We start from the raw sequence: 12,556 nt of genomic DNA on the forward strand, positions 1-12,556 counted from the left end.
ACGAACCATGCAATTTCTCGATGATTCACTGCTGCCGGAGAACCAGGAGAAGCTCGTCATCCAGGTCGCGCCCTATGGCCCGCAGTTCCTGCCCACCGACTCCGACGACATCGCGCTCACCATGGACGCGCAGATCCAGAAGGCAGTTGACTGCTACAACGCGGGCGCAACCGTCCTCCACGTGCATGTTCGTGAGGAAGACGGTAAAGGCTCCAAGCGCCTGTCGAAGTTCAATGAGATGCTCGCACGCCTGCGCGATGCAGTTCCCGACATGGTGCTGCAGGTGGGCGGTTCGATCTCGTTTGCACCAGAGGGCGAAGGCGAGGCAGCAAAGTGGCTCAACGACGACACGCGCCACATGCTCGCGAATCTCACGCCCGCGCCCGATCAGGTGACCATCGCCATCAACACCAACCAGATGAACGTCACCGAGTTGCTCACGCCCGAGGACTGCGGCGACACGTCACTCGGCCATCCGGCGTATTTCCAGGCCTACAAGGAAATGTGGATTCCGTCGGGTCCAGGTTTCGTCGAGGAGCACCTAAAGCGCCTGCAGGCCGCTGGCATCCAGCCGCACTTCATGCTCGGCGACGTCGGTCAACTGGAGAGCGTCGAGCGACTGATCCGTCGCGGCCACTACACGGGTCCGCTCGTGCTGAACTGGGTTGCCATCGGCGGCGGTGCCGACGGCCCCAATCCGCGCAACCTGATGGAGTTCATCAATCGATGCCCACAGAACGCCGTGCTGACCGTCGAAAGCCTGATGCGACATGTGCTGCCGCTCAACACGATGGCCATCGCAATGGGTCTGCATGTGCGCGTCGGCATCGAGGACAACCTCTGGGGCAGGCCCGGCGAGCGCATGACGTCGGTGCAGCAGGTCGAACAGATGGTTCGCATTGCCCGCGAACTGCACCGTGATGTGGCGACGGGCAAGGACGCGCGTCGCATCTACCGCATCGGTGAGCATTACACCCGTGTCGACGAGACCTTGAGGGCACTTGGACTTCCGCCTAACCGGCAGCCCGGACAGCGCGGATTCCGCGTGGCGGCCTGAGTGATGGCGGATACCCGCACCGCTGTGGTGGCCCCTTGCAGATAGACATAACCAGACATCGCTTGAGCGGTGCGGATTCGTGGAGAAATCGATGGCCTTGAAGAAGTACCCCTGCGCGATACTGGCGACGCTGCTGCTCACGCATATCCTCGCGCATATCGACCGCAACATCCTGCTGGGTTTCTCGTCGACGCTGACCGCCGAACTGGGACTCAGCAACGCGCAATATGGACTGCTTGTGGGGGCGGTGTGGGTCCTCAGCTACGCCGTGATGGCCGTTGTCACAGGGACTTTTGCAGACCGCTTCAGCCGCACGCGCGTCATCGCAGCCGGGCTTCTCGTCTGGAGCGTGTGCACGGCGGCGTCCGGTTCGGTTCACAGTTTCGGGCAACTGGTGGCAGCCCGCCTGCTCGTGGCGACCGGCGAAGCCTCGCTCGTGCCGGCTGCGGTCGGCATCCTTGCCGAAGTCTTTTCGGCGCGGCGCCGCGGCACGGCGCTCGGACTGTTCTTCGTTGGCATTCCACTCGGCGTCGGTATCAGCTTCCTGCTGGCCGGAACGTTCGGCGCGACTTACGGGTGGCGTACGACATTCCATGCCCTCGGCGTGATTGGCGCGGTGATGGCTGTGGGGCTTGTGTTCCTCAAAGACGAACGAGAACAACACGCCGACGCCGCGCGCGGCGAACCATTCGCCTTGCAACTGCGCGAAGTCCTGGGCGTGGTCCGCGCCAGCCGCGCGCTGCAACTGGCGATTCCCGGGTTCGTCCTCGCACATCTCGCCTTTGTGGGCCTCTCGTTTGCCCAGCTGTGGCTGGTACGCGAACGCGGGATCAATCCGGCAGAAATCACGCGCGTCATCGGCGGTGTGCAGATCGTCTTCGGCACACTCGGTTCCGTCGTCGGCGGTGCGGCAGGCGACCGTTTCGCGCGGCGCTTCTCGGGCGGGCACGCGGGCTTCATGGCGTTGCTCGTCGCCGTGTGTGGACCACTGATGATCGTCTACCGCTTCGCGCCCGCCGGCTCGCTGCTGTTCTACGCCGGCATGTGCGCGGGTGCCTTCCTGCCGCTCGCGCTGTACGGGCCCGCCATTGCCGTCATCCAGGGCCACGTGCCGGCACGGATGCGCTCGACGATCACGGGGTTGACGATGACACTCATCAATCTCTTCGCGATAGCGCTCGGGAACTTCGTTGCCGGTGCGTTGAGCGACCGGCTGGCAAACACCGGCGTTCATGCGCCACTGACGTGGGTTCTGCTCGGGACCGATCTGCTCGCCATCGCGTCGCTGCCGTGCTTCCTCGCACTCGCTGCACGCTCCCGCCCGGGGTCGTCAAATGGCGACGCACAGCCGGAGAAGGCATCTGCCGCTTCGCCGTGGCAACAACCTCAAAACTGAGGGAATGCTGATCATGAATAGCACCATTGAGCGGATCCGTCCGGGAACGCGCCACCTGGAGAATCGCGTGGCGCTGGTAACGGGCGTTGGGCCCGGTCTTGGCCGTGCGTGTGCAGTCGCGCTGGCGCGGGCCGGCGCCGACGTTGCGATCTGCGACGTCGACTCCGCAGCCCTGGAGGCGACACGCGCCAGCGTCGTTGAACAGGGCGCGCAATGTCTGGAAATCCGCTGTGACGTCTCGTCCAGTTCTGACGTGACGGACATGTTCTCGCAGGTGGCTGGGCATTTCGGCACGCTTCACATCCTCGTGAACAATGCGGCGCTGACCCCGAACAGACCCGAAGACACCGAGCGGCGCAACCGGCACTACGCCTATCTCACGACGCCCGTGCCCAGACAGTCGCTCGGTTTTACGAGCTGCATGAGCGACGAGGACTGGCATCGCTACTGGGGTGTGAACGTCCACGGTCTGTTCTATTGCACACGGGAGGCGCTCAGGCTGATGGAGCCACAGCGCTACGGGCGCATCATCAACGTCGCGTCCATCGCCGGCATCAGTTCGATGAGTGCGCACAGTCCGCACTACAGCGCGACCAAGGGGGCCGTTATCGCCTTCAGCAAGTCAGTGGCAGCCGAGGTGGCGGGGGCCAACATCCACGTCAACGTACTGGCGCCCGGCGGGGTCGCCACGCCCGAGTTCAATGCGTATCTCGCGTCGGCCGGCGAAGAAGCCCGCAACCGGCTCTGGCAGATGGTTCCTTCCGGCCGCCTTGGTGCCCCCGAGGAATATGCGTCCATGGTCGTTTACCTGGCCAGCGACCACTACCTCGTTGGACAGGTCGTCAGTCCCAACGGCGGCGCCGTGGTCTGAGTCTGACCAGGACAGCCTGTTCACCTGATTCCCGGAGATTCAGGCGAACCCATTTTCATTACTCGAAGTACCAGCCGGATCCGTCCGGCAATCACAAATATGATTGGAGACGAAATGAAATTGAGATGGGGGAGCGCTGCTGCGCTTATCGCGTTCGCTGGTGCGGCAAACGCACAATCGTCGATCACGCTGTATGGGGTGATTGATTCCGGTTTGCTCTACCAGAGCGCAAACGCGGCGAACTTCCAGTCGAAAGTGAATCTTGGTCACGTCTTCCAGCTCAAGGATGGTGGCATCTATTCGAGCATCTGGGGTTTGAAGGGTTCGGAGGACATCGGCGGCGGCTATAAGGTCAACTTCAAGCTGCAAGGCGCATTCAACAGCAGCAACGGCAGAACGGGGCTTGCCGACGCCCCAGGGGCCACCGCCGTCTTCAACCAACAAACGACGATTGGCGTGTCAGGCCCGTTCGGCACAATCGATGCGGGCCGCCAGATCGTGCCGATGATCTACGCGATGGCTGAAACTGACGTTCGCAGCGCCCAGTATTTTGGCTCCATCCTCACTGGGTGGCTCGGCCTGAACCAGGCAGCGGGCTGGCAGGGGCTCAGCACGAACGGTCCTGTGGGCGCGCTCTATGACGACAATGCGATCGTCTACCGGTCACCGAAGTTCTACGGCGCATCGGTTGCGCTCGAGTACGCGCCGGGCGGCACCCCCGGACAGTTCGAGGGCGGCACGCGCGAGTCGGCGGTGCTTCAGTATTCGAACTATGGCCTGAACCTCGCAGCGGTGTACTACAACGGGCATGACACCAACCCGTTCACGCAGACGGGCCCCTCGACCATTGTCACGACACCGTCAACCGGACTGAACAACAACCAGTTCTACTTCCTGGGCGCGCAGTACACGTTCCACGACTTCTCCGTCTCGTCCTCGTACAGCCGGGCACGCAATCCCGCCAACGCCGGCGGTCCGAAAGGGTTCACTCTGGAGATGTTCTCCGGCGGGCTCGGCTACAAGTTCAGCCCATCTTTCAAGGTCACCTCCGGTTTTTATTACCTGCATGACCGCAACGTCGGGGCCAACCACTCTGCGGAATACGCACTGGGTGCCGAGTACAACCTCACGAAGCGCACGCTTACCTACGCGCAGGTGGGTTACGTCGACAACCACGGCAACATGAGCCAGACGATCACCTATGGCGCACCCGTTCCGGAAGGTCGCTCGAGCACGGCGGCGATGGTCGGCATCCGTCACAGCTTCTGATCCAGTCAAACAAAAAGTGGAGCATTTCATGAAGACAATAACGGCACTCTGGCTCGCCTGCGCGGCGTGGATCGCGATCGCATCCGTGCAGGCCTCGGCCCAGCCGGAAGCGAGCGCCGCATCGAATACAGTCGAAACCTCGAGCGCTGCCACCGCCTCGGGCACCATAACAGCCGCGGAAATCCGCAAGGCCAACCGAGCGCTGCGCAGGAAGGTCTACGCCGCCATCGTCGCGCACAAGGAGATCAATGCGGGCAACATCAGTGTGGTCGCGAAAAGCGGCGCCGTGACGCTCGACGGCTCGGTCATCGACGCCGCACAGATCGACAGAGTCGCCGAGATCGCCCGCGGCGTCCCCGGCGTGATGTCCGTGTCCAACAGGCTGACCGTCAAGAAGCCGTTTGGTGGCCAGTAAGGGGTGGGTTACGGCTTCCGGCACGGCTGCGTCGTCAGGATTCTGGATAAGGCGCCGCGCCGGATGTAATCAACTCCCGATCTTCGCAGGCTCGACGACTGTAGCGAGTTCGATAACCGCCATTAGTCAGGCACATGTTTGGCCGTTGTTGGCCGCGAACCGTCTCATGCCGGCATACGCCGCTTCAACCTCGCCACGCTTCAATCGGCAGCACGCGTTAAGGGTTATTCGATGCCTGCCATCGGCCACAGGAATGTGACGGTGCCTGCGCGCGTGTCGGCAGGCGTCGAATAAGCCTCGATGGAGGAAACCGCGGAGTGCCCCGAAGCGCTTGAAGTCTTCGCGGCTATGGCGATTGATAGGCCGGGATGCTCAGCGGTGCCGGATGCGGCGCGTTCAGGCGGGATGCCGGACGGGCACTGACGCGATGGCGAAGCGGTACTGAGGTGCAATCGCGATGATGACGCGGGCTTGGGAGGCGCTTCGAGAAGCGACACGCGCAAATGTCCGCTCGTGGGCCGCGTTGCCGCAAAGCCGACGGTCGGTTCAGATATCGGGGAACCGTGGAGTTCATGTCTGCTCCCGGCGCATTGGCGGTGCGCGGATCGGGGCGCTGCGCGCGAGGATGTCGACGACGATCATCGGTGCGCCGCAGTGCCGGCAGATGAAGACGGGCCGGGTTTCGAGGGTGGCGTCGTCCGGTGACGGGCTGATCCCTGGTGCGACGTGTAGCAGATCGCGCACCCTGGCGAGCCTGGCGCGGCGTACCGGGTTGGCGAGCAGTCCGTAGTGACGGATGCGATGGAAACCGCCGGGCAGCACATGGAGCAGGAAGCGGCGTATGAATTCGCCGGTTTCGAGGGTCATGGTCTTGTAGCGGGTGTGTCCCTTCGCGCGGTAGTCCTTCCAGCGGAACGTCACACCGCGCTCATCGAAGGCGACCAGACGCTGGTTGGAGATGGCAACGCGGTGCGTGTAGCGTGAGAGGTACTCGAGCACCGCCTTCGGTCCGGCGAACGGGCGCTTGGCGTAGACCACCCATTCGCAGGTACGCAGCGGCGCAAGCCAGTGGGCAAAGGTGGCGGGATCAGCGAGCCCGGTGTACTCGCCGAAGAACTGCAGCTGGCGATTCCGGTGGGCCAGTTCGAGCGCTTCGAGGAAGCGCCGGCGGAACAGGCGTGAGAGCACGCGCACCGGCAGGAAGAAGCCGGGCCGGCACGCAATCCAGCGCTCGCCATCGGGCGAGAGTCCGCCGCCGGGTACGATGCCGTGCGCGTGTGGATGATGCGTAAGGGCTGAGCCCCAGGTGTGCAGTACGAGCGTGGCTCCGATCTGCGCGCCGAGATGCCTGGGATCGGCAGCGATCGTGCGCAGCGTGTCGGCGGCGATGTCGAGCAGCAGGCCGTAGATGATCCGTTTGTTGTACCAGGCGATCGCGCTGATGGGTGCGGGAAGCGTGAAGACGACGTGGAAGTACTCGACGGGTAGCAGGTCGGCCTGGCGCGCCTCCAGCCAGCGGTGTGCGGCGCTGGCCTGGCACTTCGGGCAATGGCGGTCCCGGCACGAGTTGAAGGACACTTCCGTCCTTGCGCAGCCTGAACAGCGCAGCACATGTCCGCCCAGTGCCGCCGTGCGGCACCGTTCGATGGCCGACATGACCTTCAGCTGCCCCAGGCTCAGGTGTGTCGTGGCTCGCCACGCTGGCCCGTGGCTGCGGAAGATCTCCGCAACCTCCAGCATGAGGCGTTGCGGCTGCGGGCTTACTCGGTAGGCAGCCGGTCCAGCGGGCTGGTGACCTCCTGCAGCAGGTCGGTGGCGACCTGGACGTAAAGCGCGGTGTTCTCCAGCTTCGCATGGCCAAGCAGGACCTGGATCACGCGGATGTCCACCTTCTGTTCAAGGAGGTGTGTCGCGAAACTGTGTCGAAGCGTGTGCATGGACACGCGCTTGTCGATGTGCGCGGCCTCGGCGGCGGCGTGAATGGCGCGGTTCAGTTGCCGCGTGCTCAGCGCATCGACCGGATCGAGCCCGGGAAACAGCCACCCGCCGTCGAGCATCTTGCCCTGCGCACGGGCCACGCGCCACCACACACGCAGACGCTCAAGCAGAACCGGTGAGAGCATTGCGTAGCGGTCGCGGCGGCCCTTGCCCTGCTCGATACGCAGTGTCATGCGCTGGCTGTCGACGTCGGTGACCTTCAGCGCCACCACTTCGCTCGCGCGCAGCCCGGCACCGTAGGCGACCGACAGCGCGGTCTGGTGCTTCAGGTTGCCGGCTGCCTCGATGAGGCGCCGCACCTCATCGGGACTAAGCACGACGGGCAATATGCGGGGCACGCGCACCGGCTGCATCCTGACCATCAGCTCGGGCCGGTCGAGCGTGACGGTGAAGAAGAACTTCAGGCCGGTGATCGCGCGGTTCAGTGAGACGGGTGAGGTGCCGTGATCGACCAGATAGAGCTGGTAGCGCCGCAGGTCCTCGACGGTGGCCATGTCGGGCGAGCGCTCGAGAAACCGGGCGAACTCGCGCACGATGCGCAGATAGCTCTCCTGCGTCTTCGGGGCAAGCTGGCGCATGCGCATGTCGTCGATCATGCGCTGGCGCAGTGGGCTGGCGTTTGCCGGTAAGGAGGTCATGATTCGGCTCCTGTTGAAGAACGAGGCGGATTGCCTCATTCGCCAACATAAAGCCGCGTGACCGGCCTCTCCCTGATCTCCAGCGTCGGACCGTAGCCCCTACCGCGCGAGCGGTTTAGTCCGTCGACCCAACTGAGACGTTCGCAACGACTGTGATGCGGTGACCGGTCTGGGGCGATCACCGGTCATTCGGATTCCAGACGACGCGACAAAGTTGCTGGACCGATATAAACGTTATCAGGATTGAGCCCCATAAATCACGATGATTTGTTTGCGGCTGCTGCTACGTTTATCTAAATGAGTTCGTGTTGACACCGAGTAGCGACAGAAAAATCCGGGCACGATGTGAATGGCCAGACAGCGGATGCTGACGCAGCTTGTGATACAGCGTCTTTTTCGAGATGCCGAGCGCATGGCTCGCCTCGGCGACGTTACCGTTGTGGCGCCGCAGCATGTCTTGGGAGCGCACGCTGGAACGGGTCGGCGCGAACGAGTCGATTCCCGTCGATTGCCCCGTGATCGCGGCATCGAAGGCCGATCTCGCGGCGCTGGCCGCCGAAGGCGGTTTTCGCGCGGATCTGCTGTATCGGCTGTACGTTGCGCAGATCGTGCTGCCGCCGTTGCGCGAGCGCCGCGAAGACGTGCCGCTGCTGCTCGAGCACTTCGTGTGGCGGCGGCACGTCGCTTCGCAACAACCCACGCCGGTGGTGTCGGCATCGCAGGTGTCGAAGTTAACGGAGCGCGCGTTGCGTGTTGATCTCTTCGCTTTGCGCGTCACGTACGCGATCTCCATCAGCGTCGGAAGTTCTTCGTCAATTCCGTCAACACCTGGACGAAGGCCTTGCTCGCCGCCGTCCGATACGCGTCCTTGCGTTGCAGCAGCACAGCCGTGCGCGCCTGCAGCGGCGGGTCGAGCAGCACGGGGTGCAGCTCGGTATGCTCGCGCGCGATGCCATCGGGCAGTACGGTTGCGAGCTGCCCACGCCGCACGATCTCGACGATCGCACTGATCGAACTGGCCTCGATGGCAACCTGCGGGCGGATCCGGTTCTGCGCGCAGTATTCGTCGATGTAACGCCGCGTCGCGAACGCTTTGTTCAGCAGCACCAGCCGTTCGTTGGCGAAGTCCTACGCGGACAGCGGCTTGCGGCGCGTCGCGCGCGCATGGCCTCCGCCGACGACGAGGCTCAGCGTCTCGCGAAACAACGGCTCGCTTTCGATTTCCGCAGTGTGGACGGGCTCGAACGCGATGCCGGCGTCGAGCCTGTCATCGGCGAGCTGCGCTTCGATTTGATCCTGCGTGATTTCCTGAATGTCGATCGCGATGCCGGGATGCAGGCCATAAAAACGATCGATCACGGGCCCCACGAGATAAGCCGTGAAGGTCGGCGTCACTGCAAGGCGCAAATTGCCGCGGCTTAGTTCGCCGACGTCATGTATCGCCCGCACGCCCGCATCCAGATCCTGTAGCGCGAGCTTCGCATAGCGCATCCACGCCGCGCCGGCATCCGTGAGTTGCACGTTCCGCCCCGAACGGTCTAGGAGCTGCGTGCGCAGCGTGTCTTCCAGTTGCCGTATCTGCTGTGACAGCGTGGGCTGTGAAACGTGCAGCGCCTCGGCGGCGCGTGTGAAATTGCGGTGTTCCGCGACGGCCAGGAAGTAACGGATATGACGCAACAGCATGGCGAATCTCCTCGTCCTCGATAACTATTGGTGTTTCCTATGGTGAGCATCATAAACCCGTCTTGGACGCTATGACTGAACATGTCCATTCTCTGTCCAACGCACCGCACTGACCGACACGGCAACGAACGCCAGATTGAATGGAGCTGACCATGCAAGAGATCATCGACGGTTTTCTGAAGTTTCAGCGGGACATCATGCCCGCGCGCAGGGAGTTGTTCCGCAAGCTGGCCACCAGTCAGACGCCGCGCACACTGTTCATTTCCTGTTCCGATAGTCGCATGGTTCCCGAACTGGTCACGCAGCGCGAACCGGGCGATCTGTTCGTGATCCGCAATGCCGGCAACATCGTGCCTTCGTTCGGTCCTGAGCCCGGCGGTGTGTCGGCAACGGTCGAATATGCGGTGGCCGCGCTCGGCGTGACGGATGTGGTGATATGCGGCCACTCGGACTGCGGCGCGATGACGGCCGTCGCGACGTGCAAGTGCCTCGACCATATGCCCGCTGTCGCGAACTGGCTGCGCTACGCCGACTCGGCGAGGCTCGTCAACGAGGCGCGTGAACATGCGGGCGAGCGCGAGCGCGTCGACTCGATGGTGCGCGAGAACGTCATCGCCCAGCTCGACAACCTCAAGACCCACCCCTCAGTTGCCCTGGGACTCGCGCAAGGCCGCCTAAATTTGCACGGATGGGTCTACGACATCGAATCCGGCTCGATCGACGCGCTCGACGCCGCGCCCCGCCAGTTCGTGCCGCTCGCTGTGCATCCCGATGTCACCGCGACGCCCGCTGAGTGCGTGGCTGCGCTCTGATTCCCGGCTCGTCACACCGACTGCCGATCTCACCAGGTTGATTTACCCAAGGAGCAACAACATGACCCAATCGCAAGTCACACCGAACGCACGCGAAGCATTGACGGAAACGATCGTCGACGCGAAGGTGCGCAAGAACCTCACCTTCGAAGCCATCAACGAAGGCACGGGCTTGAGCCTCGCATACACGACAGCCGCGCTACTCGGTCAGCATGCGCTGCCGGAGAATGCAGCGAAGCTCGTCACCGAACGCCTCGGGCTCGACGCCGCCGCCGTTCGCCTGCTGCAAACCATTCCCGTGCGCGGCAGCATTCCGGGTGGCGTGCCGACCGATCCCACCGTCTACCGCTTCTACGAAATGGTGCAGGTGTACGGCTCGACGTTGAAGGCGCTGGTTCACGAGAAATTCGGCGACGGCATCATCAGCGCGATCAACTTCAAACTCGATATCCAGAAGGTGCCGGACCCGGAAGGCGGCGAGCGTGCCGTCATCACGCTCAACGGCAAGTATCTGCCGACCAAGCCGTTCTGAACCCATGGTGCAAAGACGAAAATTCTTACTGAGCACCGGTGCCGCGCTTGCTTCGGGCGGTCTTGCCCTCTCGGGTTGCACGATGACGGGGCCGCGCTCCACGTCGAGCACCAGCAACGCGCTGTCCCACACAAGGAGATCCGAAATGACTTCATCCGCAGCAATTCGCCCGCCGCTTCCCCCCGTTCACGCTGGAGACGGCCATCGAGAAAGTCCGTCTCGCGGAAGACGGTTGGAATTCGCGCGACGCCGCCAAGGTCGCGCTCGCCTATTCGCTCGACACGAAATGGCGCAATCGCGCAGAGTTCGCGAGCAATCGCGCGGAAGCGCAGGCGTTCCTCGAGCGCAAATGGAAGAAAGAACACGAGTATCGTCTGATCAAGGAACTGTGGGCGTTCGGTGGCAATCGCATTGCCGTGCGCTACGCCTACGAATGGCACGACGACTCGGGCAACTGGTTCCGCTCCTACGGCAACGAGAACTGGGAGTTCGGCGAGGATGGTCTCATGCAACGTCGCTATGCGTGCATCAACGACATGCCGATCAAGGAATCGGAGCGCAAGTATCACTGGCCCTTGGGCCGTCGGCCGGACGATCATCCGGGACTGTGCGAGTTGGGACTTTGAAGCCCGGATCGTTACAGCCGCGATGAGCGATTAGCGCCCAACAATCCAGTGGCGACGAATGACGGATTGTTGGGCGTGCGCCGGCGCGCCGTCGGGATGTAGCGACTTAAATGTCGTTGAATTATTCGCGACTTTTCGTTTTCTCCTCTCGGGTGAAAGTATGATCTGTGTCCGGTGTCAGGTCTGAGCTGCAAAGCAGTCTTTCAAATCGCCAGTCTGCGGAATCGACGATCGGCCACAGTTGGCCGGAGGACTAAACCGCTCGCGCGGTAGGGGCTACGGTCCGACGCTGGAGATCAGGGAGAGGCCGGTCACGCGGCTTTATGTTGGCGAATGAGGCAATCCGCCTCGTTCTTCAACAGGAGCCGAATCATGACCTCCTTACCGGCAAACGCCAGCCCACTGCGCCAGCGCATGATCGACGACATGCGCATGCGCCAGCTTGCCCCGAAGACGCAGGAGAGCTATCTGCGCATCGTGCGCGAGTTCGCCCGGTTTCTCGAGCGCTCGCCCGACATGGCCACCGTCGAGGACCTGCGGCGCTACCAGCTCTATCTGGTCGATCACGGCACCTCACCCGTCTCACTGAACCGCGCGATCACCGGCCTGAAGTTCTTCTTCACCGTCACGCTCGACCGGCCCGAGCTGATGGTCAGGATGCAGCCGGTGCGCGTGCCCCGCATATTGCCCGTCGTGCTTAGTCCCGATGAGGTGCGGCGCCTCATCGAGGCAGCCGGCAACCTGAAGCACCAGACCGCGCTGTCGGTCGCCTACGGTGCCGGGCTGCGCGCGAGCGAAGTGGTGGCGCTGAAGGTCACCGACGTCGACAGCCAGCGCATGACACTGCGTATCGAGCAGGGCAAGGGCCGCCGCGACCGCTACGCAATGCTCTCACCGGTTCTGCTTGAGCGTCTGCGTGTGTGGTGGCGCGTGGCCCGTGCGCAGGGCAAGATGCTCGACGGCGGGTGGCTGTTTCCCGGGCTCGATCCGGTCGATGCGCTGAGCACGCGGCAACTGAACCGCGCCATTCACGCCGCCGCCGAGGCCGCGCACATCGACAAGCGCGTGTCCATGCACACGCTTCGACACAGTTTCGCGACACACCTCCTTGAACAGAAGGTGGACATCCGCGTGATCCAGGTCCTGCTTGGCCATGCGAAGCTGGAGAACACCGCGCTTTACGTCCAGGTCGCCACCGACCTGCTGCAGGAGGTCACCAGCCCGCTGGACCGGCTGCCTACCGAGTAAGCCCGCAGCCG

At 63.2% G+C, this 12,556-nt stretch carries 10 protein-coding genes and 4 pseudogenes; 10 read left to right on the forward strand and 4 right to left on the reverse strand.

The window, feature by feature from the left end; all coding sequences use genetic code 11:
- Positions 1-7 precede the first annotated feature (7 nt).
- The 5 genes from P5W99_RS29340 to P5W99_RS29360 all read left to right on the forward strand — a co-directional run bounded on the left by P5W99_RS29340 (position 8) and on the right by P5W99_RS29360 (position 5,008).
- A complete protein-coding gene (locus P5W99_RS29340) occupies positions 8-1,057 on the forward strand; it encodes a 3-keto-5-aminohexanoate cleavage protein (protein WP_434664665.1) in 1,050 nt (349 codons plus the stop codon).
- A gap of 91 nt (positions 1,058-1,148) precedes the next feature.
- The gene (locus P5W99_RS29345; protein WP_421027352.1) at positions 1,149-2,453 is read left to right on the forward strand and encodes an MFS transporter; all 1,305 of its coding nucleotides are present in this window, start codon (positions 1,149-1,151) and stop codon (positions 2,451-2,453) included.
- 13 nt (positions 2,454-2,466) lie between these two features.
- Positions 2,467-3,324 carry an SDR family NAD(P)-dependent oxidoreductase gene (locus P5W99_RS29350; RefSeq protein WP_421027353.1) on the forward strand — a complete coding sequence of 286 codons (858 nt, stop codon included), beginning with the start codon at positions 2,467-2,469 and terminating at the stop codon, positions 3,322-3,324.
- 114 nt (positions 3,325-3,438) lie between these two features.
- Positions 3,439-4,593: a porin gene (locus P5W99_RS29355; protein ID WP_421027354.1), complete on the forward strand. Its 1,155-nt coding sequence runs from the start codon at positions 3,439-3,441 to the stop codon at positions 4,591-4,593.
- A gap of 28 nt (positions 4,594-4,621) precedes the next feature.
- On the forward strand, positions 4,622-5,008 hold the full coding sequence (locus P5W99_RS29360) for a BON domain-containing protein (protein WP_421028007.1): 387 nt from the start codon (positions 4,622-4,624) through the stop codon (positions 5,006-5,008).
- A gap of 570 nt (positions 5,009-5,578) precedes the next feature.
- Here P5W99_RS29360 and P5W99_RS29365 read toward each other — a convergent pair.
- The 3 genes and pseudogenes from P5W99_RS29365 to P5W99_RS29375 form a co-directional block, all read right to left on the reverse strand.
- Positions 5,579-6,748 carry an IS91 family transposase gene (locus P5W99_RS29365; protein ID WP_434664668.1) on the reverse strand — a complete coding sequence of 390 codons (1,170 nt, stop codon included), beginning with the start codon at positions 6,746-6,748 and terminating at the stop codon, positions 5,579-5,581.
- Between the two features lie 20 nt (positions 6,749-6,768).
- The gene (locus tag P5W99_RS29370) at positions 6,769-7,644 is read right to left on the reverse strand and encodes a tyrosine-type recombinase/integrase (protein WP_434664670.1); all 876 of its coding nucleotides are present in this window, start codon (positions 7,642-7,644) and stop codon (positions 6,769-6,771) included.
- Between the two features lie 289 nt (positions 7,645-7,933).
- A pseudogene (locus P5W99_RS29375) lies at positions 7,934-8,104 on the reverse strand (helix-turn-helix domain-containing protein); the annotation flags it as partial.
- A 1-nt stretch (position 8,105) separates the two neighbouring features.
- Between P5W99_RS29375 and P5W99_RS29380 the strand changes: the two are divergent.
- A pseudogene (locus P5W99_RS29380) lies at positions 8,106-8,471 on the forward strand (sigma 54-interacting transcriptional regulator); the annotation flags it as partial.
- Here P5W99_RS29380 and cynR read toward each other — a convergent pair.
- Positions 8,437-9,327 (reverse strand): annotated as a pseudogene (gene cynR, locus P5W99_RS29385) (transcriptional regulator CynR). The pseudogenes P5W99_RS29380 and cynR overlap by 35 nt on opposite strands.
- Before the next feature lie 152 nt (positions 9,328-9,479).
- Between cynR and P5W99_RS29390 the strand changes: the two are divergent.
- The 4 genes and pseudogenes from P5W99_RS29390 (at position 9,480) to P5W99_RS29405 (ending at position 12,545) form a co-directional block, all read left to right on the forward strand.
- On the forward strand, positions 9,480-10,139 hold the full coding sequence (locus P5W99_RS29390; protein ID WP_421027356.1) for a carbonic anhydrase: 660 nt from the start codon (positions 9,480-9,482) through the stop codon (positions 10,137-10,139).
- Between the two features lie 61 nt (positions 10,140-10,200).
- A complete protein-coding gene (gene cynS / locus P5W99_RS29395; RefSeq protein ID WP_434664672.1) occupies positions 10,201-10,671 on the forward strand; it encodes a cyanase in 471 nt (156 codons plus the stop codon).
- Between the two features lie 145 nt (positions 10,672-10,816).
- Positions 10,817-11,297 (forward strand): annotated as a pseudogene (locus tag P5W99_RS29400) (DUF1348 family protein).
- Between the two features lie 372 nt (positions 11,298-11,669).
- The gene (locus P5W99_RS29405; RefSeq protein ID WP_434664670.1) at positions 11,670-12,545 is read left to right on the forward strand and encodes a tyrosine-type recombinase/integrase; all 876 of its coding nucleotides are present in this window, start codon (positions 11,670-11,672) and stop codon (positions 12,543-12,545) included.
- Positions 12,546-12,556 lie beyond the last annotated feature (11 nt).

It is taken from the genome of Paraburkholderia sp. A3BS-1L (assembly GCF_051125215.1).
Taxonomy (GTDB): domain Bacteria; phylum Pseudomonadota; class Gammaproteobacteria; order Burkholderiales; family Burkholderiaceae; genus Paraburkholderia.

Bases quoted from the DNA above. Each gene is read 5' to 3' on its own strand.
- P5W99_RS29345 (WP_421027352.1), top strand. From the start codon at position 1,149: ATGGCCTTGAAGAAGTACCCCTGCGCGATACTGGCGACGCTGCTGCTC.
- P5W99_RS29360 (WP_421028007.1), top strand. From the start codon at position 4,622: ATGAAGACAATAACGGCACTCTGGCTCGCCTGCGCGGCGTGGATCGCG.
- P5W99_RS29340 (WP_434664665.1), top strand. From the start codon at position 8: ATGCAATTTCTCGATGATTCACTGCTGCCGGAGAACCAGGAGAAGCTC.
- P5W99_RS29355 (WP_421027354.1), top strand. From the start codon at position 3,439: ATGAAATTGAGATGGGGGAGCGCTGCTGCGCTTATCGCGTTCGCTGGT.
- P5W99_RS29405 (WP_434664670.1), top strand. From the start codon at position 11,670: ATGACCTCCTTACCGGCAAACGCCAGCCCACTGCGCCAGCGCATGATC.
- cynS (WP_434664672.1), top strand. From the start codon at position 10,201: ATGACCCAATCGCAAGTCACACCGAACGCACGCGAAGCATTGACGGAA.
- P5W99_RS29350 (WP_421027353.1), top strand. From the start codon at position 2,467: ATGAATAGCACCATTGAGCGGATCCGTCCGGGAACGCGCCACCTGGAG.
- P5W99_RS29365 (WP_434664668.1), bottom strand. From the start codon at position 6,748: ATGCTGGAGGTTGCGGAGATCTTCCGCAGCCACGGGCCAGCGTGGCGA.
- P5W99_RS29390 (WP_421027356.1), top strand. From the start codon at position 9,480: ATGCAAGAGATCATCGACGGTTTTCTGAAGTTTCAGCGGGACATCATG.
- P5W99_RS29370 (WP_434664670.1), bottom strand. From the start codon at position 7,644: ATGACCTCCTTACCGGCAAACGCCAGCCCACTGCGCCAGCGCATGATC.